Source organism: Pilimelia anulata, assembly GCF_014647895.1.
GTDB lineage: Bacteria > Actinomycetota > Actinomycetes > Mycobacteriales > Micromonosporaceae > Pilimelia > Pilimelia anulata.
This window is the reverse complement of the sequence record NZ_BMQB01000003.1, coordinates 191,899-213,015: the sequence shown is the minus strand read 5'-3', so window position 1 is coordinate 213,015 and position 21,117 is coordinate 191,899. Positions and strand designations below refer to the sequence as shown.

At 70.4% G+C, this 21,117-nt stretch carries 15 protein-coding genes, 2 tRNA genes and 1 pseudogene; 4 read left to right on the top strand and 14 right to left on the bottom strand.

Annotated elements, in window-relative coordinates:
- Positions 1 to 225 precede the first annotated feature (225 nt).
- On the bottom strand, positions 226 to 936 hold the full coding sequence (locus IEY94_RS08585; RefSeq protein WP_189169552.1) for a TIGR02391 family protein: 711 nt from the start codon (positions 934 to 936) through the stop codon (positions 226 to 228).
- A 317-nt stretch (positions 937 to 1,253) separates the two neighbouring features.
- On the opposite strand from IEY94_RS08585, the gene IEY94_RS08580 reads away from it, so the two are divergent.
- From IEY94_RS08580 to IEY94_RS24280, 3 genes and pseudogenes are all read left to right on the top strand, one after another.
- Positions 1,254 to 1,958 carry a hypothetical protein gene (locus tag IEY94_RS08580; RefSeq protein ID WP_189169551.1) on the top strand — a complete coding sequence of 235 codons (705 nt, stop codon included), beginning with the start codon at positions 1,254 to 1,256 and terminating at the stop codon, positions 1,956 to 1,958.
- A gap of 898 nt (positions 1,959 to 2,856) precedes the next feature.
- Complete coding sequence (locus tag IEY94_RS08575) at positions 2,857 to 3,741, top strand: replication-relaxation family protein (protein ID WP_189169550.1); 885 nt, start codon at positions 2,857 to 2,859, stop codon at positions 3,739 to 3,741.
- A gap of 571 nt (positions 3,742 to 4,312) precedes the next feature.
- Positions 4,313 to 5,344, top strand: a pseudogene (locus IEY94_RS24280) (recombinase family protein); the annotation flags it as partial.
- Positions 5,345 to 5,362: 18 nt separating this feature from the next.
- On the opposite strand, the gene IEY94_RS23940 reads toward IEY94_RS24280, so the two are convergent.
- From IEY94_RS23940 to gyrB, 8 genes are all read right to left on the bottom strand, one after another.
- Positions 5,363 to 5,488: a hypothetical protein gene (locus IEY94_RS23940; RefSeq protein WP_268244826.1), complete on the bottom strand. Its 126-nt coding sequence runs from the start codon at positions 5,486 to 5,488 to the stop codon at positions 5,363 to 5,365.
- 147 nt (positions 5,489 to 5,635) lie between these two features.
- Positions 5,636 to 5,845 (bottom strand): hypothetical protein, encoded by a 210-nt coding sequence (locus IEY94_RS08560; protein WP_189169549.1) that lies wholly within the window; start codon positions 5,843 to 5,845, stop codon positions 5,636 to 5,638.
- Positions 5,846 to 5,915: 70 nt separating this feature from the next.
- A tRNA-Ala gene (locus IEY94_RS08555) sits at positions 5,916 to 5,988 on the bottom strand.
- Between the two features lie 28 nt (positions 5,989 to 6,016).
- A complete protein-coding gene (locus tag IEY94_RS23395) occupies positions 6,017 to 6,145 on the bottom strand; it encodes a DLW-39 family protein (RefSeq protein WP_229783443.1) in 129 nt (42 codons plus the stop codon).
- A gap of 50 nt (positions 6,146 to 6,195) precedes the next feature.
- Positions 6,196 to 6,269 (bottom strand) — tRNA-Ile (locus IEY94_RS08550).
- A 193-nt stretch (positions 6,270 to 6,462) separates the two neighbouring features.
- Positions 6,463 to 7,467: a DUF3566 domain-containing protein gene (locus IEY94_RS08545; protein WP_189169548.1), complete on the bottom strand. Its 1,005-nt coding sequence runs from the start codon at positions 7,465 to 7,467 to the stop codon at positions 6,463 to 6,465.
- A gap of 3 nt (positions 7,468 to 7,470) precedes the next feature.
- Positions 7,471 to 9,981, bottom strand: coding sequence for a DNA gyrase subunit A (gene gyrA, locus IEY94_RS08540; protein ID WP_373291245.1), 2,511 nt, complete (start codon positions 9,979 to 9,981; stop codon positions 7,471 to 7,473).
- Between the two features lie 121 nt (positions 9,982 to 10,102).
- Positions 10,103 to 12,043 (bottom strand): DNA topoisomerase (ATP-hydrolyzing) subunit B, encoded by a 1,941-nt coding sequence (gene gyrB, locus IEY94_RS08535; protein ID WP_189169546.1) that lies wholly within the window; start codon positions 12,041 to 12,043, stop codon positions 10,103 to 10,105.
- A gap of 392 nt (positions 12,044 to 12,435) precedes the next feature.
- Here gyrB and IEY94_RS08530 point away from each other — a divergent pair, with 392 nt between their 5' ends.
- A complete protein-coding gene (locus IEY94_RS08530) occupies positions 12,436 to 12,993 on the top strand; it encodes a hypothetical protein (protein ID WP_189169545.1) in 558 nt (185 codons plus the stop codon).
- A gap of 124 nt (positions 12,994 to 13,117) precedes the next feature.
- On the opposite strand, the gene IEY94_RS08525 is transcribed toward IEY94_RS08530, so the two are convergent.
- The 5 genes from IEY94_RS08525 to dnaA all read right to left on the bottom strand — a co-directional run bounded on the left by IEY94_RS08525 (position 13,118) and on the right by dnaA (position 20,904).
- Positions 13,118 to 13,774, bottom strand: coding sequence for a DciA family protein (locus IEY94_RS08525; protein WP_373291253.1), 657 nt, complete (start codon positions 13,772 to 13,774; stop codon positions 13,118 to 13,120).
- A gap of 85 nt (positions 13,775 to 13,859) precedes the next feature.
- Positions 13,860 to 15,176, bottom strand: coding sequence for a DNA replication/repair protein RecF (locus IEY94_RS08520; RefSeq protein ID WP_189169544.1), 1,317 nt, complete (start codon positions 15,174 to 15,176; stop codon positions 13,860 to 13,862).
- Positions 15,177 to 15,178: 2 nt separating this feature from the next.
- Entirely contained in the window at positions 15,179 to 16,048 is an 870-nt protein-coding gene (gene gnd / locus IEY94_RS08515; protein WP_189169543.1) for a phosphogluconate dehydrogenase (NAD(+)-dependent, decarboxylating), read from the bottom strand.
- Between the two features lie 107 nt (positions 16,049 to 16,155).
- Positions 16,156 to 17,289, bottom strand: coding sequence for a DNA polymerase III subunit beta (dnaN, locus tag IEY94_RS08510; protein WP_189169542.1), 1,134 nt, complete (start codon positions 17,287 to 17,289; stop codon positions 16,156 to 16,158).
- Positions 17,290 to 19,164: 1,875 nt separating this feature from the next.
- Entirely contained in the window at positions 19,165 to 20,904 is a 1,740-nt protein-coding gene (dnaA, locus tag IEY94_RS08505; RefSeq protein ID WP_189169541.1) for a chromosomal replication initiator protein DnaA, read from the bottom strand.
- Positions 20,905 to 21,117 lie beyond the last annotated feature (213 nt).

Below are 21,117 nucleotides of genomic sequence, written 5' to 3'. Positions count from 1 at the left end.
CAACGACGAGGCGCACCCGCCGCCAGTCGGGTTAAAGAGCAGCATCGGCTATCGGAATCGCTCGCCAACACCATGACCAAGCCGGCCGGCGGGTTGCGACGCCGCCGACCTATCCCCAAACGACGCCGCTCAGCGCGCCATCGGCGGCACGAGAGTATGTCGGGCACAACGCGTTCGATCCGGCCGTCAAGGAGTACGCGCGCTACGCAGATGCACCATGCGCGATCACACCGAGGCTGTCCGTCGACGCTCCTCGACTCGGTCCAGCAGCCTATGCAGCAAATCAGCAAAGAGTACGATCTCACTCGCCAGAGTCGGATCCTCGTAGTCAACGGGCCGGTGAGAGGAAGGGTTTTTGAAGAGTCCGATGGCGCCCTTGAATAGCTCCATCATGGCAACCTGCTCACCGCGGTCAGCCGTAGTGTCTGTTAGCGGCCCCGGCCTGGTGGGCGAGAAGGCTAGGGCCATTAGGTCAGTACCCAGGACAGAATTTGGCTGTCCAGCCATCTCTCTGACCCGGACCTCGATCTCCTTAGTAGCGATAAACACCGCCTGCTCGAACTCTCCGAGCAGAAATTGCTGTTCAACTCGTTGCCCAATTCGCGGATGCAGTGTCGTTACGCCCAGCCGTTCGGCTGCGGCAAGCCTAGACAAGCCGTGCGTCAACGTTTGCCTTCCGAGTCTCGAAATTCGGTACGCATTGGGGGAAGCTTGCGTGGCATCTGGCACGACTAGACCATGCGTCATGAGCCATGCCCAGCCCTCGCTTAAAGCACCATTGATCTCGGGATCCCGCGCCGTACCCTGCTGCTCGGCCCCGCGCATCCAGTTCTGCCAGTTCCAACCATTTGTAGCGTCGTAACTCTTCAAGATCGACAACGCCAAGGCATCGATCGGTAGCGCGAGCGTCTCCTGCTTGTCCCTGCTCCAAGTCACGCCAGCATTCTGACAGCACACCCTTTTGGAGGCTGTACTGACCTCCGGCGTCCCTTCGGGGCGGCGTGACGGCCCATGGCCACGGCTCGACCACCTGCCCAGGGCAGGACACAGGGCCGGGGATCCGACCCGCAGCAGATGAGGATATCGGCATCTCGTGTGTCAGCGGAGCTCGGAGAGCTTGGCGGGACCGCTGGTCACACGTGAGGCGAACTCCGTTCGGAGTTACGTTGACAGACCGGCGGACGAGTGCCCCCACGTAGCGCGCTGCTGCCAAATATCCAACCCGCAGCGTCCGGCGCTGCCACAGTGAGGCCATGGCTGTCTCACCGATCAAGGCCGCAGCGGACGTGCTCGATAGGGCAGATGAGTTGCTGAAGCTCGACGTTGCTGGGACACCGATTGGAACACGGGAGGACCTCCGTCGTCAGGCGTGGGTCATGGGGATTGCTGCAATTGACACCTACTTACACTGGGCCGTTCACAGAGTGGACTTGAACGGAAACCTCCCGAAGGAACTTCGGAACACAGAGGTTCCGCTGTCTGACCTAGTAGAGATGGCGCGGTCGTCCGTTTCTGCACGCCAGAAGACCCCCACGACCTCCAAGGCGCTCAAGCCAGCTACGACGGCGAACGCAGTCAAGGCAACCAGACCGGCGAAGGCGGCTAAGGTGGCGCCTCAGAACTTCCGCCCAACGGTCCGCGTCAGAAACGCGCTTCACCGCGCAATCCTTAAACAGACTTTCCAAGGGCAGAGGAACGTGAGAACAGCACTCAAGATGTTGGGAGTCCACGACTGCTGGAAGGCAATCGGCGGGATTACGGGCGAAGCCCCGGGGCAGGTCACAGGGCGGCTCGACTCCCTGACGAAGCGCCGGAATCTTATTGCACACGAAGGCGATATCGAAAGGCAGTCACGACCACGCAAAATAAAGCGCCATCCCATTGACGGCATCACTGTAGCCGACACCCTGTTATGGGTGAGGACTTTTATTACCGCCATGGATACCTTAGTTCCATGAGATGCACTGTCGCACTGCCCAGCTCTCAATGCCGAGCGCCCATCTCGGCCTGATGTGGCGCACTCAACTCGGCACGACAGTGCGGCATCAGGGGAGGCGTGGGTGCATCGCGGTTTCGACCGCGGCTGTGTGTTGCCGAGGATCGTCCACCACTGAGTGCCAGTGGGGCCAGTGAGGCCGTCGGGGTGGGAACTCCGAGAACCACTACCCGGACCAGGCGCGCTTCACCATCTGAAAGATTGCTCGTAGCATCCCGAATCGGTCTCGATTCTGGACTCAGGCGTACTGGGAAGGACTGAGGCGTACTGACCCGCACGTCATGCTTGGCTGCCGCCTGCGGGGGTCAGAACAGCGACTTGACCTGGCGTTGTGATCGAGGGATCGTCGTTGTCGAGGTTGTTGTTGACCTCGGCGAGGCTGGCCTGCTGCCATCTGCCTGAGCGCGTGGACGCGCCGGGGTGTGCGGGGCCGTTTCGTCTTCGAGCCCAACCGTGTTCGGGGTCGGCCGTACCGCTCATTCGCATGCGGGCGCCGCCGCCGAGCCGACCATCGGCTCACTCAATCCACCAACTGGTGTCGCTGCTTCATGCCGTGACGCGGCACGACTGTGCCCGCGACGCGGTGACCAGGTCTGCCGCCGACCGTCGGTCCGGCGCTGTTCATTGACAACTCCACAGCGACGTCCTCACCCGCCGGCTGCATCTCGGGCGCTGTCAGCGGCTGGCGGGTTGCCCGGGCGGGCGCCCGTGTGGGTGCCCGGCTTGGCGCCCGTGTTGGGACGGTGCCCCGGACGGGCTCGTTGCCACCGTGCTTCCGCAGCGTGTGGCCGCTGGCAGCGGCTGGTGCGCTGCTCAGACAGACCCTTTGGGGTCATCCTTCTCTCCCCCTGGAGGGGCTTATGGCAGCAACTGACCATGTACTGACAATCCAGTCCCGGCTGACCGGCCGGGACCTCCAGCTCCTGGAGTGGCTCGCCGATCATGGCGTGCTGACCTCCGACCAGATCGCCAGGGGGCTGTTCCCGTCGCTGGACGCCGCGCAGCGGCGGCTGCAGACCCTGCACCACGCCCGCGTGCTGGGTCGGTTCCGGCCGCAGCGGTGGGAGGGCGGCTCCTACCCCTACCACTACGTTCTCGACCAGCTCGGCGTCGACGTGGTCGCCGCGCAACGCGGGGACCCGGTACCGCGGCGCACGGCGGCCAGGCAGCGGCGCTGGCACCTGACCCAGCGGGCGAACCTGGACCACAAGCTGGGCGTCAACGGGTTCTTCGCCGACCTGGCCGGCTACGCCCGCACCCGTCCAGGGGCGGCGCTGCTGCAGTGGCGGCACGCGGGGTTCTTCCAGGGCGAGGGGGCGTTCCGCGAGCCGGGCGACAGCCCGTTCAAATCGCTGCTGCGGGCGAAGGTCCGCCCGGACGCGGCCGGGGTCTTCGCCGAGGACGGCCGGCGGGTGAGGTTCTGGTTTGAGTACGACACCGGTTCGGAGTCGCTGACGGTGCTGGTGGACAAGATGCACCTGTACAGCGACATGGCCAACGACTTCGAGCGCGTCCGACCGGTGCTGTTCTCGCTGGGAACCTCAGCGAGGGAGGGGAACCTGCACCAGCGGCTGCGGGAGGCGGGTATCACGCACCCGGCGGCCACGCTGGCCCGTGACAGCCTCCCAGCCGGCCTGTGCGCCGCCGACGCGGTGTGGTGGGCCACGCAGGGGGATCCGGCTCGCAGGCGGCTGATCGACCTAGATCGGTTCGTCCTCGACAGGCACACCAACCGTGATCTTTGACGTACCCGCACGGGCCGGACATCGCTGTCCGGCGCCCGGACAAGGCATGTCCACCCGGCGAGCGTCCACCAGCGGCCAGGACCGGACCGATGTCCGGGGCAGCGGACCGACGTCCGCCGCCGCGTCCGCCCGCATTTCCGCATGCTTCGTCGGCTCGAGTGCCGGCGGGCAACAGTGTCACACAATCCGACTGCCGATGCCTCGGCGCTGCCAGCGGCCGAAGGTATCATCCCGCTCCTTTATCGACAGAAAGGAAGGACCCGCATGAACGGACTCCATCGACTCCACAAGAATGCCCTAGCCGGAGGAACATGGCTTCCACACGCCGTCCACACCACATCAATCCGAGCTATCCTGACCAGGCAAAATCCATACCAGACGATACGTCAGCTACGTCGCGGCGACGCGGTAGAAGGCGAAGCCGCAACACCGAAACCACACAGTTGGCGAAAGTCGAAACCGCCTCCATGAACCGCGACGAACTCGACACGGCGGCTGACGCTTTGGCCGTCCTCATTCAACGATTCTGGACCACCGACAAAGAACCCCCAGACCCCTTGCAGGAGCAGATATGACCAGCCCACCCTTGACACCGCCGCGGCGGCGCGGGCGACCCAGCCCCGCCGCCGCCGCGGCGGCACCTGACAGCACACGGATGCGGCGGGTAGCGATCTACACCCGCCGCTCCACCGACGAAGACAACCAGCCGTTCTCCATCGACGCCCAACGCGGCGGGCTGCACCGCCACGTCGACGCCCGCGACGACGCCACCATCGTCGCCGAGTACTCCGACGACGCCTCCGGCGCCACCCTCAACCGGCCCGGCCTGCAAAACGCCCTCCGCGCGGCCCGGGCGGGCCGCTTCGACGTCCTGCTCGTTTACCGCCTCGACCGGCTCTCGCGCCGCCAACGCGACCTGCTCAAGCTCTTGGCCGATCTGGACGAGGTAGGGGTGGCGTTCGAGTCGGCCACCGAGTCGATCGACACCAGCAGCTCCGTGGGCAAGCTCAACATCCAGATGCTGGGGATGTTCGCCGAGTTCGAACGCAACACCATCATCGACCGGGTCAAGGCCGGCACCGCCGCCAAGGCCGCCAAAGGCCGCTGGGTCGGCGGACGCACCCCCTACGGCTACACCGTCGACCGCGACACCCAGAAACTCACCCCCTGCTCCCACGAGGAGTTTGTGGTACGCGAAGTCTTCCGCCTCTACGTCGAACGCCGGCTCGGCACCCGCGCCGTCGCCGACGAACTCAACCAGCGCGGCCTGACCACCCGCGCCGGCAAGCCCTGGTCCGGCGTCATCATCGGCCGCCTCCTCGACAACCCCGCCTACGCCGGCGACATCGCCTACCGCGACGTCTACGTCCCCGACGCCCACCCCGCACTCATCGACCGCGACACCTTCACCAAAGCCCAGGCCATCGCCGAGGCCCGCACAGACAGGACCAGCCACCGCGCCATGAGCGACTCCGACTACTACCTCACCGGCCTCATCCGCTGCCCAGCCTGCGGCAACCGCTACATCGGCACCGCCGCCACCGGCAAGACCCGCCGCTACCGCTACTACACCTGCTACCACCGCATCCGCTACGGCACCAACGGCTGCCAAGCCCGACGCCTACCCGCCGACATCCTCGACCAACTCGTCCTCGACGCCCTCGCCGACTTCTACGCCAACGCCGACACCCTCCTGGCCGCCGCGCTGCAACGCGCCCACGACCAACACCACCAGGACGCCGCCCACCAACGACAGGAACTCGACGCCCTCACCACCCAGATCCGCGCCAAGAACGCCGCCATCGACAAGTACCTGACCGCCTTCGAAACCGGCACCCTCGACGACACCACCGCCGGAGCACGGCTACGCCAACTCCGCACCGAGATCGAACACCTACGCGCCCGCCACGGCGACCTCGAAGACCACCTCAACGACGTCCCGACCGCCCCACCACCAGGCACCATCGACCGGCTCCGCCAACACCTCACCGAGATCATCGCCAGCGGAAGTCAGGCAGAAAGGAAGGCCACCATCGAAGCACTCGTAGCCGAAATCAAGATCACCGACGAAGGAGTGATCCCCGTGTTCCGGATCCCCAACCAACCCACCGGCATACCCGCCACAACCAGCGGAAACACCGAACCACGTCAGGTTCGCGCAATGCAACCTTCGGTGGAGCCAAGGGGACTCGAACCCCTAACCCCTGCCTTGCAAAGGCAGTGCTCTGCCAGTTGAGCTATGGCCCCGGTGCGCCCGCTCCCGCAGGCGGCCGGTTCAGCGCAGGTCGGGTGCGGCCGTGGCCTCGTGCCAGAGCGCCCGCTCGTCGCTGGCGCTCTTCACCTTCTTCGCCACCAGCGCCGCGGCGCCGACGATCCCGGCCAGGATCAGGAGCTTCTTCCACATGGGGCAGTCCCCTCAAAGGCGGTGTGGCGCTGCTGGTTGGCTGTGCTGGGTGGGGCTAGCTGGAATCGAACCAGCGACCTCAGAGTTATCAGCTCTGCGCTCTAACCGACTGAGCTATAGCCCCATCGAACCGCCGCCGCACGGCGGTGACCACGCTGATCCGCAGGATCGGCGGGCCGCCTCGTACGACCGAGCTAGGTTACCGTACCCCGCCGCCGCGGCCGCCCGCAGGGCCCCATCCGGCGGACGGCGGGCCGGCGGCGGACCCCCGCGCGCGGCCCGACCGGGTCGGTGCCGGTCGGGCGCGTCGGGGGCGGTCAGTCGCGCTCGGCGAGCGTCAGTTCGACGCCGCCGACCAGGTCGGCGCAGACGTTGTAGATGAACGCGGACAGCGTCGCCAGCGCGGTCATCAGGACGATGTTGACGAGCCCCAGCAGGGCGGCGCTGCCGATGACGCCCTTGGCCGTGATCATGAAGCTGCCGCTGCCGCTGCCGCCGCCGGCGTTGACCAGGTCGACCAGGGTCGAGTTGACCTTGTCGAAGACGCCCATGGCGTCGAGCACCAGGTACAGCACCGACGTCGCCACGATGATCACGATGAACAGGACGATCGACAGGGCGAACGACAGCTTCATCACCGACCACGGGTCGACCCGCTTGAGGTGCAGGCGGGCCCGGCGCGGTCCGCGGGAGGTGCCGGTGGCGGCGCCCCGGGCGGCCCGGACGGCCTCGGCGACCCGGGCCGCGCCCGTGGCGCCGGGCGCGGTCGGTGCCGGCTTGACCGCGGCGCCGGTCGGGATCGGCATGGTGGTGGCCGCCGAGCGGGCCGCCGCGGCGATCCGGATCGGCGCGGTCGGGTTGTTGCCGGCGCCGGCCGGGGCCGGCTTGCCGGTGCCGTTGGGGCCCTGGCCGGGCTTGCCGCCCGGGCCGGGCTGGGGCTTGGCCGGGGCGGCCGGCGCCGGCTTGCCGGCGGTACCCGGTGTCGTACCGGCCGGTCCGGCAGGAGCCGGCTTCGCCGCCGCGGCGGGCTTGCTCGGCGGGGCCGCGGGCGCCGCCGGCTTGGCGTTGCCGGGCACGATCCTGGTCGTCTTGTCCGCGGACGCCGACGCGGACGCGGTGGGGGGCTGGCCGGCCGGCTTGGCGGGGGTGCCGCCCTGGCTGCTTCCGGGTGCCGACGTGCCGGCCGCGGGGGCCGACTTGGCGCCAGTCGCGTCCGCGGCCGCGGAGGTGCGCGTGACGACGCGGGTGGCGTCCGGGTCGTCCGGCTTGCTCCCGTCCGCCGGCGCCCCCGTGGCACCAGACTTCGCCTGTGTCTCCGTCATCAACTAATCCTGTTCGTCCGGCTCGTCGGCATTGCGAGCAATGGCCACTAGGCTCACGCCGTCTGGTAGGTCCATCAGCTTGACCCCCATTGTGTTCCGATCTCGCGTTCGGCGCACTGGCTTCACCGGAGTCCGAATAACTCCACCATTACTGGTGATCGCGAACAATTCGTCCCCCGGGTCCACCACCAGCGCGCCGACCAGGCCGCCGCGCCGCTCCGTGATCTTGGCCGTGAGGACGCCCTTACCACCGCGCCCCTGCACTGGATACTCCTCGATCGGAGTACGTTTCGCATATCCTCCGTCGGTCGCCACCAGGACATCCGTTCCGTCCTGCACGACCTCCATGGCCAGCAGCACGTCGTCGTCGCCGAACCGCATCCCGATAACGCCCGACGTGGCCCGGCCCATCGGCCGGAGCGCCTCGTCCGTCGCGTTGAACCGGATCGCCTGGGCGAGCTTCGACACCAGCAGCAGGTCGTTCTCCTGGGAGATGAGCGCCGCCCCCACCAGCTCGTCGTCGTCGCGCAGGTTGACGGCAATGATGCCGCCTGTCCGGTTCGAGTCGAACTCCGTGAGCCGGGTCTTCTTCACGAGACCATTCTTGGTGGCGAGCACAAGGTACGGGGCCACCTCGTAGTTCGGGATCCGGATGACCTGCGCGATGATCTCGCCCGGCTGGAACGCGAGCAGGTTCGCGACGTGCTGGCCGCGCGCCGTCCGGTTGGCTTCGGGCAGCTCATAGGCCTTGGCCCGGTACACCCGGCCCTTGTTCGTGAAGAACAGCACCCAGTCGTGCGTCGAGCAGACGAAGAAGTGGCTGACGATGTCGTCGGCCCGCAGGCCGGCGCCGCTGACGCCCTTGCCGCCGCGCTTCTGCGACCGGTACAGGTCGACTTTTGTCCGCTTGGCGTACCCCGTCCGGGTGATGGTCACCACCACGTCCTCGCGGGCGATGAGGTCCTCCATCGAGACCTCGCCGTCGAACGGGATGATCTGCGTCAGCCGCTCGCCGCCGTACTTGTTGACGACCTCGGCCAGCTCCTCGGAAATGATCCTCCGCTGCCGCTCCGGCTTGGCCAGGATGTCCCGGAGGTCGGCGATCTCCGTCTCGATCTTGGCCAGGTCGTCGATGATCTTCTGGCGCTCCAGCGCGGCCAGCCGGCGGAGCTGCATGTCCAGGATCGCGGTCGCCTGGACCTCGTCGATGTCCAGCAGGCGGATCAGGCCCGACCGGGCGTCCTCGACGGTGGGCGAGCGGCGGATCAGCGCGATCACGTCGTCCAGGGCGTCGAGCGCCTTGACGTACCCGCGCAGGATGTGCGCCCGCTCCTCGGCCTTGCGCAGCCGGTACCGGGTCCGCCGGACCACGACCTCGACCTGGTGCTGCACGTAGTGCCGGACGAACTGGGCCAAGTTCAGCGTGCGCGGCACGCCGTCGACCAGCGCGAGCATGTTCGCGCCGAACGTCTCCTGCAACTGGGTGTGCTTGTACAGGTTGTTCAGCACGACCTTGGCGACCGCGTCGCGCTTGAGCACGATCACGATCCGCATGCCGGTCCGGCCGGACGACTCGTCCCGGATGTCGGCGATGCCGGCGAGCTTGCCGTCCTTGATCAGCTCGGCGATGCGCTCGGCGAGGTTGTCCGGGTTGACCTGGTACGGCAGCTCGGTGATCACCAGGTTCGTCCGGCGCTTAACGTCCTCCTCGACCTCGACGACCGCGCGCATCCGGATCGAGCCGCGGCCGGTCCGGTACGCGTCCGAGATGGCCTGCTTGCCGACGATCAGCGCGGCGGTCGGGAAGTCCGGGCCCCGGACGATGCCGAGCAGGGCGTCGAGGGTGCTCTCCTCGTCGGCCTCCGGGTGGTCCAGGCACCACTGGACGGCCGCGCCGATCTCGCGCAGGTTGTGCGGCGGGATCTTGGTGGCCATGCCGACCGCGATGCCCTCGGAGCCGTTGACCAGCAGGTTCGGGATGCGCGACGGCAGGATGGTGGGCTCCTTGGCCCGGCCGTCGTAGTTGTCCTGGAAGTCGACGGTGTCCTCGTCGATGTCCTTGAGCATCTCCATCGCCAGCGGCGCGAGCTTGCACTCCGTGTAACGCATCGCTGCCGGAGGGTCATTTCCGGGGGAGCCGAAGTTGCCGTTGCCGTCGACCAGCGGGTACCGCAGCGACCACGGCTGCGCCATCCGGACCAGCGCGTCGTAGATGGACGAGTCGCCGTGCGGGTGGAACTGGCCCATCACGTCGCCGACGACCCGGGAACACTTCACGTACCCGCGGTCCGGCCGGTACCCCGAGTCGAACATCGCGTACAGGATCTTGCGGTGCACGGGCTTGAGCCCGTCCCGCACGTCCGGCAGCGCCCGGCCCACGATGACGCTCATCGCGTAGTCGAGGTACGAGCGCTGCATCTCGATCTCGAGACCGACCGGCTCGACGCGCTGCCGCTGGCCCGGCGCACCCTCCTCGGGCGTGGCCGCCGCGTCGCCGTCTGGTGTCTCCGTCACAGTCAACCCTCATCGTTCGTTTACCGGCTGCCCCGAGCATCAAACGGGACAAAGTTCTATGTACCACCACATAAGGCTGTGGATAACGCCTGTGGATAACTCTGTGGCTGTGGACAACCACTCAGATATCGAGGAAACGCACATCCTTGGCATTGCGCTGGATGAACGAGCGCCGGGCCTCCACGTCCTCGCCCATGAGGACGCTGAACAGCTCGTCGGCGGTCGCCGCGTCGTCCAGCGACACCTGGAGCAGGGTGCGGGTGGCGGGATCCATCGTGGTGTCCCACAGCTCGGGGTAGTTCATCTCGCCGAGGCCCTTGAACCGCTGGATGTCGTCCGGCTTGGCGTTGGGCTTGGTCTCCTGGCGCAGCCCGATCAGGCCGTCCCGCTCGCGGTCGGAGTAGGCGTACTGCGCGTCGTCGCCGCGCCTGTTCCACTTGATCTTGTACAGCGGCGGCTGCGCCAGGTACACGTGGCCCATCTCGACCAGCGGCCGCATGAACCGGAACAGCAGGGTCAGCAGCAGCGTGCGGATGTGCTGGCCGTCCACGTCGGCGTCCGCCATCAGGACGACCTTGTGGTACCGCAGCTTCTCGATGTCGAACTCGTCGTGGATGCCGGTGCCCAGCGCCGTGATCAGCGCCTGGACCTCGTTGTTCTTGAGCACCCGGTCGATCCGGGCCTTCTCCACGTTCAGGATCTTGCCGCGGATCGGCAGGATCGCCTGGGTGCGCGGGTCCCGGCCCTGCTTGGCCGAGCCGCCGGCGGAGTCGCCCTCGACGATGAACAGCTCCGACTCGCGCGGGTCGGTGGACTGGCAGTCGGCCAGCTTGCCCGGCATCGAGCCGGACTCCAGCAGCGACTTGCGCCGGGCCAGCTTGCGCGCCTGCTGCGCGGCCACCCGGGCCCGGGCCGCCTGGGACGCCTTCGTGATGATCGTCTTGGCCTCGGCGGGGTTCCGCTCGAACCAGTCGGTCAGCCACTCGTTGGCCGCCTTCTGCACGAACGACTTGACCTCGGTGTTGCCCAGCTTGGTCTTGGTCTGGCCCTCGAACTGCGGGTTCGCCAGCTTCACCGAGATGATCGCGGCCAGGCCCTCGCGGATGTCCTCGCCGGTCAGCTTCTCGTCGTTCTTGAGGATCTTCTTCTCGGCGCCGTACTTGTTGACGATCGAGGTCAGCGCCGCCCGGAAGCCCTCCTCGTGGGTGCCGCCCTCGTGCGTGTTGATCGTGTTCGCGAACGTGTAGACCGACTCGCCGTACGACTCGTTCCACTGCATCGCGACCTCGACGGACGACCCGGTGCCCTCGGCCTCGAACCGGATGACCGACTTGTGGATCGGGCTCTTGGTGCCGTTGAGGTGCCGGACGAAGTCCGCGATGCCCTCCTTGTAGCAGAAGGTCACCTCCCGGACGCCGCCCTCCTCCTCCGGCTTGCGCTCGTCCCGCAGGATGATCGTGAGGCCGCGGTTCAGGAACGCCATCTCCTGCAGCCGGCGGTAGATCGTCTCGAACGTGAACTCGACCGTCTCGAAGATCGTCGGGTCCGGCCAGAACGCGACCTTCGAGCCGGACCGGTCGGTCGGCTCGCCCTTCTCCAGCGGCGCGGGCTTGGACGCGGCGTACTGCTGGCGCCAGACGTGCCCGTCCTTGTGGATCTCCACCGACATCCGCGTCGACAGCGCGTTGACCACCGAGACACCGACGCCGTGCAGGCCGCCGGAGACCGCGTACGCCTTGCCGTCGAACTTGCCGCCCGCGTGCAGCACGGTCAGCGCGACCTCGACGCCCGGCTTCTTCAGCTTCGGGTGCAGGTCGACCGGGAAGCCGCGGCCGTTGTCGGTGACCGACACGCCGCCGTCGGCGGTCAGCACGACGTTGATGGTGTCGCAGTGCCCGGCCAGCGCCTCGTCGACCGCGTTGTCCACGACCTCCCAGACCAGGTGGTGCAGGCCCCGCTCGCCGGTGGAGCCGATGTACATGCCGGGGCGCTTGCGGACCGCCTCCAGGCCCTCCAGCACCGTGATCGACTCGGCGCCGTACTCCTGCTTCTTCGCTGCCACCCTCGGTCGCTTTCTCGCCCCGTGGCCGGGTCCCGACGGGCTCGCCGGGGCGGCGCGGTGCGGGTCAGTGGGGCGGTCACGGCGGGTGTCCACGGGCCGCGCCGGGCACGGCGGTACGGACACGCGGCGACCGTCCCCGGTCGTCGGACTCGATCCTACTGTGCGCCGCCGACAACGACATGCTCCGGCACCCGTGGCGAGGCACCTGAGAGGGCCGTACGCGGCCGAACGACACTAGTCGTAACTCCCCCCACGCACGCCGGGGTGCGGGGAGGGCCCGGTCGATCGAGGCCCGATGACACGCCATCACCCACCCGGGCACACCCCCTGTCGCAGCGCGACGCCGTGGCGTAACCTCCCCGCGGCACGGACTTCGAGGGGAGTGACCCGCCATGGGCCTGGAGAACGTGGCCGTCGTGTGGCCGCGCATCGGCGACCAGTACCAGCCGGCGAACCCGGCCGGCTTCGCCGACTTCCACGGGATCGCCGAGGCCACGGCGGGCGTCTCCGGCGCCGCCGCGGCGCTGGCCGACGCGGTGGCGAAGACCGCGACCGTACCGGCCACGCCGTACACCGGCCTGGTCGACCTGCTGCTCGGGCTGGACGGCGTGCTGTACGCGACCGAGGCCGCCGCCGAGGACGAGGACCCGGTCATCGACCCGGACGGCTGCGCCTGGATCGCCGGCGGGCTGGAGCGGTTCGTCGCCGGCCACGAGGCGTACGGCGAGCGGGTGGAGTTCGCCTCGGTCGGCGCGGTGATGCGGGCGGCGCTGGCCGACGGCCGGCTGGCCGAGCAGCAGCTCCGCTGGCTGGACGCCCGCCTGGACGCCCTGCGCGACGCCGACGGCCGTCCGCCACAATGGAGCTTCGCCCGGACGGAACTGGCCGTCCTGGCCCGCTTCTACCGCCACTGCGCCACCACGGGCCACGCGGTCTACGCCGCCGCCTGACCACCCCGCTGCCGCTGCCGACGCCGACATGGGTTCGGTACCGAATGGCGGCGGAATGAGGTCGCTGGCCTCACGGTGATCCTCAGCGGCCCAGCGGCGGGCGCGTCGGCGCGGGGCGGGCCGGTCAGCCGTAGGTGTCGCCGGGGCCCTTGCCGCGGACGCGCAGCGGGCCGCGGCTCCACGACGGCGCCGCGGGGCCGTGGATGCGCAGCCGGCGGACGACGCCGTGGCCGACCTCGCCGGCGATGTTGCGCAGCAGCGTGGCCTGGAGCAGCCGGAGCTGGGTGGCCCACGCGGTCGACTCGGCCTCGACGGTCAGCTCGCCGTCGTCGAGCTTGACCGGCCGGCTGTGGCTGGCGATCTCGGCGCCGACGACCCGCTCCCACGCGCCGAGCACGGTCGCCTCGGCGGCCGACTGCTGCCAGCCGCGGGACTTGAGCAGGCGCTGGATGACACTGCCGAAGAGCTGCGGGTCGCGCGGGTCCGGTCCGGGACCGGTGTAGCCGCGGCGGCGCCGGGGCTCGCCGGTACCGTCGCCGCGCGGGCGGCGGGCGGTCCGCGCGGCCTGGCGGTGGGCCCGGGCGGCGTCGAGGACGGCCCTGGCCAACTCGGGCCCGGCGGACCGGGATCCGGCGGGCGCGGCGCCGGTGGGCTCGGGTCCGGCGGACCCGGCACCGGCGGGTGGGGGTCCGGCGTGCCCGGTGCCGGCGGGTTGGGCTCCCGGGTCGGTGGCAGGGGACGGGTCCGCGGCCGGCAGGGTGACGGCGCTGTCCGGCGGCAGTGCGGGCCCAGCGGGCCGGCGGGCGGCGCGGCGGGCGGGCGCAGCGTCGGCGGCCGGCGGGCGGCGGGCCGGCTCGGGGGTGCGGTCAGTCGGCACGGGCCACCCCGCCGCCGCCCACGTCGTACCGGGTGCCGCGCAGCGCCGCCGGCACGTCCTCGGCGACCGCGCAGGTGACGATCACCTGGGCGCCGCCGCCGATCAGCTCGGCGAGCCGGGTGCGCCGGCCGGTGTCCAGCTCGGCGAAGACGTCGTCGAGGGCCAGCACGGGCTCGATGCCGTCGGCGCGCAGCAGCTCGTACGCGGCCAGCCGCAGTGCCAGCGCGTACGACCAGGTCTCGCCGTGGCTCGCGTACCCCTTGGCGGGCAGCTCGCCCAGCCGCAGGACGAGGTCGTCGCGGTGCGGTCCGACGAGCGTCGTGCCGCGCTCGACCTCGGCGCCGCGGGCCTCGGCGAGCGCCGCCCGCAGGGCACCCGCCAGCGCCGCCCGGTCGGCCCCCGGCCCGCCGCCGCCCCCGATCGCCCGACCGACATCGCCTCCGCCCGGTCGGCCCCCGGGTCCGCCCGCCCCGCCGCCGCCCGGCCCACGGCCGCTCGGCCCATCGCCGCCCGGGAGATCGCCGGCCCGGGCGTCACTGGATGTTCCGCCATCGGCCCCGGCGGCGGGTCCCCCGGCGGGGTCGGTGGCGGCGGCCGGGTCGACCGTGCCGCGGTACGTGATGGCGGCGCCGCCCCGCCCGTCCGCGACCGCGTCGTACGCCTTCGCCACGTGCGGCCGCAGCGCGTCGACCAGGTCGAGCCGGGCGGCGAGCAGCTCGGCGCCGTGCTCGGCGAGGTGGACGTCCCACACGTCGAGGGTCGACAGGTCGCCGGCGGCGCCGCCGGCCCGGCGGGCGAGGTAGGCGGTCCGGAGCAGGGCGTTGCGCTGCTTGATCACCCGCTCGTAGTCGGCCCGGACCGCGGCGAACCGCGGCTGCCGGGCCACCAGCAGGTCGTCGAGGTACCGGCGCCGCTCGGCCGGGTCGCCGCGGACCAGCTCCAGGTCCTCGGGCGCGAACAGCACCAGCCGCAGCGCGCCGAGCACGTCGCGGGCGCGGCGGGCGGGCGCGCGGCCGAGCCGGGCCCGGTTGGCCCTCCCCGGTACGATCTCCAGCTCGACCAGCAGCTCGCGGCCCTCGTGCTCGATCGCGCACCGGACGACGGCGGTGTCGGCCCCGGCCCGGACCAGCGGCGCGTCGGCGGCGACCCGGTGGCTGGCCAGGGTGGCGACGAAGCCGAGCGCCTCGACGATGTTGGTCTTGCCGGCGCCGTTGGCGCCGACGAGGACGTTCGGGCCCGGCGCGAGGTCGACCCCGACCCGCTCGTACGAGCGGAAGTCGACCAGCTCCAGGCGCCGAACGTGCACGGCTACCGCTTCACGGCGTGGCCGCCGAACTGCTGGCGCAGCGCGGCGACGGCCTTCATGGCCGGCGAGTCGTCCTGCCGGGACTCGAACCGGGCGAACAGCGACGCGGCGATCACGTGCATCGGCACGGCGAGCCGGATGGCCTCCTCGACGGTCCACCGGCCCTCGCCGGTGTCGTCGGCGTACCCGCGCAGGCCGGCGAGCTGCGGGTCCTCGTCGAGCGCGCGGTCGAGCAGGTCGAGCAGCCAGGACTTGACGACGGAGCCCTCGCGCCAGCTCTTGATCACGGCGGGCACGTCGGTGACGACGTCGGACTTGCTGAGCAGCTCGAAACCCTCGGCGTACGCGTGCATGAGGCCGTACTCGACGCCGTTGTGCACCATCTTGGCGTAGTGGCCGGCGCCGACGCCGCCGGCGTGCACGAAGCCGAACTGCCCGGCCGGCTTCAGCGCCTCGAAGACGGGCATGAGGTGCTTCACCAGGCCGGCGTCGCCGCCGACCATGAGGGCGTACCCCTCGGCCTTGCCCCAGACGCCGCCGGAGACGCCGCAGTCGAGGTACCCGATGCCCTTCTTGGCCAGCTTCTCGGCGCGCGGGCCGTCGTCGGAGAACCGGGAGTTGCCGCCGTCGATGACGATGTCGCCCTCGGCGAGCAGGCCGCCGAGCTCGTCGATGGTCGCCTCGGTGACGCCGGCGGGCACCATGACCCAGACGGCGCGCGGCGATTCCAGCCGGCCGACCAGCTCGGCGAGGCTGGCGACGTCCGACACTTCTGCGTTGCGGTCGTACCCGACGACCTCATGCCCCGCCGCCCGCAGGCGGTCCCGCATGTTGCCGCCCATCTTGCCGAGGCCAACCAGTCCGAGCTGCATCGTCTGCGTCCCCTTGTCGTTGTCCCGGCCGGGTATCTTCCCTGGTCACGACGGGTGCCGGCCGCTGGCGGATCCGGGTCGGGCCCGGCGATGTCGGCCGGTACGGGTCAGCGCGCGACCCGAATCGGCATGATCAGGTAACGGTATCCCGAAACGATCTCGCCGTCCTCGCCAGCGGGGGAGATCACAGCCGGTTTGAAGGCGTCGACGAACGACAGGACGGCGGTGGGCGCGCCGAGCGCGCCGAGGCCGTCGAGCAGGTACTGGGGGTTGAACGCGATCGTCAGCGGCTCGCCGGTGAACTCGGCGTCCATCGCCTCGCTGGCCCGCGCGTCCTCGGTGCCGCCGGCCTCCACGACCAGGCCGTCCTCGCCGAAGCTCAGCCGGACCGGGGTGGTGCGCTCGGCGACGAGCGCGACCCGGCGGACGACCTCGACCAGCGCCGACACGGACACCTTGGCGCGGCTGGCGTGGGTGTCGGGGAACAGCGAGCGGACCGGCGGGTAGTTGGCGCCGTCGAGCAGCCGGCTGGTGGTGCGCCGGGTGCCGCCGGACCAGCCGACCATGCCCTCGCCGGCGCCGCCGCGGGCGAGCGCCAGCGTGACGTCGCCGCCGAGCGGGCCGAGGGTTTTGGCGGTGTCGGCGAGGGTACGGGCGGGGACGAGCGCGTGCAGCTTCACCTCGGGGTCGGCGGGCGACCACTCGATCTCGCGCAGCGCCAGCCGGTACCGGTCGGTGGCGAGCAGGGCGAGCCGGTTGCCCTCCAGCTCGATCCGGACGCCGGTCATCATCGGCAGCGTCTCGTCCCGGCCGGCGGCGATGGCGACCTGGGCGACGGCGGCGGCGAGGACGGCGGCGTCGACCGTACCGGCGCTCTCCGGCATCGCCGGCAGGGTCGGGTAGTCCTCGACCGGCATGGTGGGCAGGGTGAACCGGGCGCTGCCGCAGACCAGTTCGAGGTGGGTACCGACGGCGGCGATGTCCACCGGCTTCGCCGGCAGCGCCTTGGTGATCTCGGCGAGCAGCCGGCCGGAGACGAGCGCGGCGCCCTCGGCGTCGGGCTGCACCTCGACGGTCACCTGGCTGGAGACCTCGTAGTCGAAGCCGGAGACGTCCAGCATGCCGTCGGCGACGCGCAGCATGACCCCGGCGAGGACGGGTACGGACGGGCGGCTGGGCAGGCTCTTCGCCGTCCACGCCACGGCATCGGCGAGCGCGTCGCGCTCGACTCGGAACTTCATGCGCTGCCTCCGGACCTCAGGCCCCGCTCGGGTTCGTTCGGTGGTGCGGTGTACCGGGGCCACCTTAGGGCTCGGCACCGACACCCGCACACCCGCCCCCTGCTTTCGGTGATCCACTCCGGGTGCCGACCGCGAGTAATGGATCTTGCACAAGCCCCGATTTTGATCTTTTCCCTTCCAGAAATATCAGTAGTCGTAGTAATAGGGCCTGTGGATACTGTGGATAACCGCTGTTTCCGCAGGTCAGCGAGTTTTGGGCCTGTGGACGTCCCGGGGATAACCCGGGGATAACCCGCGGGGTTGTCCACAGCCCGCTTTCTTGTCCACAAGCCGTCCACAGGTCGACGGCAGTTGTCCACAAGATATCCACAGGTTATCCCCGGGGTTATCCCCGGGGATGATTCTTGACGACGCAATCATGAGCGACGTTGTCCCCAGGGTTATCCACATTGAATCCACAGGGAGATCCACATGCATGAACGGCCATGGGGTTATCCACACGCTGTCCACAAGATATCCACAGGTTATCCCCGGGGTTATCCCCGGGCCCTGTGGATAACCCGGTTATCCCCGGGATCCCGGGGATAACTCTGCACCGTTATCCCCGGGCTGTGGAAAACGTGGCGCTGCCCGGGGATGTGGGCGGAAGGGGCGTACCGGACAGCCGCGGTACGGGAAATCCCCCGGCCGGGTGGCCGCCGGATGACGCGCACGCGTCCGGCGGCCTGCACGGTGTGACCGGTGGCGGTGGCGGTGGCGGTGGCGGTGGTCGGCGGCCTGGCGGCGGCCCGGCCGGCGAACGGGATCGCGCGGGAGAGCGCGAGGTGGCGCCCGCGGTGGGGAAGGCGCGAGGTGGGTGCGCCGCGACGTGGGTGTGCCGCAGAGTTCAGGCGGCACGCAGTGGGGACGGACCGGGCCCGGGTGGGGGGCGAGGTCGTTCGTTGTGGTCGATGCCGTGCGGCCGGCATCAGGCCACGTCGGCTTGGCCGGCCAACGACCTGCCGGCCAAGCCCCGGCGGCAACGCCGGCCGGGCGCCTGATCGCCGGCGCCCGCACCGCGGGACCGGCCGGGCCCTGCCTTCGGTGACCACCGGGCGGGAGCCGCTGCGTCGTCGTTGCGGTCGGCTCGCGAACGCTTCGGCGTCCTGGGCCGGACGCCGAGCCCGGACGCTCGGTGCAGGGGGCCACGGATCAAACAAGGTGCGGACCGTCGGGGCTGCGGGACCCCCCATACCCCCGGCGGCCGCCACATCACCCGTGGCCCGTTCGGTTCGGCCCGGGCCGTCGCGATGTTGCCGGAGACGGGACAGGTAGGCCGCACTCCACCACCCGGCGCGACGGCACTGTCGGCGAGGCCGGGCATCACAGCCGGGACGGGTGCCATCGACGCCGCCGGGCGAGACCGTCGGCACCGGCACCACTGGGCTGTCGGGTTCTGCTGCGCTGTCGGGCGCTACCGCGGTGCCGTGCTCCGCCGCGGTGCCGTGCTCCACTGCGGTCCCGGGCCCATGGCGCGCCCGGGTCTACCGGCCGGTGCCGGTTCGGCTGGGGTCGGACCTCGACGCGCGGTGCGGGTGGTGCCGGCCGAGCTCGTCGGCACCGGTAACCGCCACTCGGCGGAGAAGCGGCGGTCGCGACCGCCGCGACAGCCCGCCGGGAGCAGGTGTGGATGCCGGGAAAGAGGACCCGCACAGCCCTCGGCGAATACCCAGCGACGGCCGCGGGTAAGGCCCTCGCCCCGCCGCCGAAACCGTCGCCACCCCAGCCGTCGATCAACTCCCCACGACCAACTCCGGCGACCAACTCCCGCGACGCCATCGTCGGGACACCGCGACCGAGAATGGATCATGAATCGGCCCGCCGGCCGGGCTCGGATCAGGTGGCCTCTATTTGCTTGATGCGGTTCGTGAGTTCGGCGATCTGGTTGTACAGCGACCGCCGCTCCGCCATCTGCTGCCGGATCTTGCGGTCCGCGTGCATCACCGTCGTGTGGTCCCGCCCGCCGAACGCCTGACCGATCCGCGGCAGCGACAGGTCGGTCAGCTCGCGGCACAGGTACATCGCCACCTGCCGCGCGTTCACCAGCACCCGGGACCGCGAGTGCCCGCGCAGGTCCTCCAGGCTGACCCCGAAGTAGTCGGCCGTCTCGGCCATGATCCCGTCGGCGCTCATCTCCGGCGCCTCGCCGTCCTCGGCGGGGATGAAGTCGCGCAGGACCTCCTCCGCCACCGACATCTGCACCGGCGACCGGGTCAGGCTGGCGAACGCCGTCACCCGGATGAGCGCGCCCTCCAGCTCGCGGATCGACGAGGACATCCGGGAGGCGATGAACTCCAGGACGTCCGGCGGCGCCGACAGCCGCTCCTGCGCTGCCTTCTTCTGCAGGATCGCGATCCGCGTCTCCAGGTCCGGCGGCTGGATGTCGGCCAGCAGGCCCCACTCGAACCGGGTGCGCAGCCGGTCCTCCAGCGTCGCGAGCTGCTTCGGCCCGCGGTCGGAGGTGATGACGATCTGCTTGTTGGCGTTGTGCAGGGTATTGAAGGTGTGGAAGAACTCCTCCTGGGTCCGCTCGCGGGTCTCCAGGAACTGGATGTCGTCGATCAGCAGGATGTCGACGTCCCGGTACCGGCGCTGGAACGCGCTGGTCTTGTCGTCGCGCAGCGAGTTGATGAAGTCGTTGGTGAACTCCTCGGTGCTGACGTACCGCACCGAGCGCGCGTTGCCCAGCGTCGTCGCGTAGTGGCCGATCGCGTGCAGCAGGTGGGTCTTGCCGAGGCCGGAGCTGCCGTAGATGAACAGCGGGTTGTACGCCTTGGCCGGCGACTCGGCGACCGCGACGGCGGCGGCGTGGGCGAACCGGTTGGACGAGCCGATGACGAAGGTCTCGAACGTGTACTTCGGGTTCAGCCGGTTCCCGCCGGCCTCCGGCCCGGCCGGCGAGCGACGCAGGTCCCGCATTGCGGCCTCGCGCGCGTCGCGGCCGGTGGCGGTGGCCCGGCCCGGGCCGTTGTCCGGCGGGGTGTCGTCGGCCGCGCCGAACAGGGCGTCCTGCGCGGACCGGCCGGCGGGGATGCGCGCGGCGGCCGCGGCGGCGGTGCCGCCGGGCGGCTCGACCGGCTCGCGGACCGGCCCGGTCGGCGGGGCGGCGGCGGATGAGTAGGGCAGGGGGGCGGGCTCGCGGTACGGCTGCTGGGCGGTGCCGGTCGGCTCCGGGTACGGCGCGCGGGCGGCCCGGGCCGGCTCGCCGACCGGCCCGTGCTGGGTCGGGACGTACGGCGGGGCGGGCGGCAGCGGGGCCGGCGGCGCGTACGGCGAGGGGTCGGGCGGCGGGGCGAGCACCGGCGCGGCGCCGCCCTCGGGGTTGCGGACGGTCACCGCGACCTGGATCGGCCGGCCGAGCAGCCGGGACAGCGCCTCGGTGATCGCCGGGCGCAGCCGGGACTCGATGACGTCCCGGGTGAAGGAGTCGGGGACGGACAGCAGCGCGGTGTCCTCGACGATCGCCCGCAGCCGGGTCAGCCGCAGGTAGGCCCGCTGCTGCGCCGAAATGATCTCGTCGGCGAGGGTGTCGGTCGCGGCGTCCCAGACCGCGCCGAGGTCCATCGGATCCGCCACGCCGCCACCTCCTCCCCTTGGTTCCGCCCCGGTCAGCCCACTCACCGGCGACGTACGGCGGCGGTGGCGGCCGGCGCGGACGCTGGTCTTGTCCACAGGTTATCCACAGGCCCGGACCGGCCGGTCGGCGCGGTCGTGCGTCCCTGTGGATAACGCACGGGCGAGGGATTCTGTACCTGATAACGGTAATTCGTCCGGTTCGGTCATCGGTAA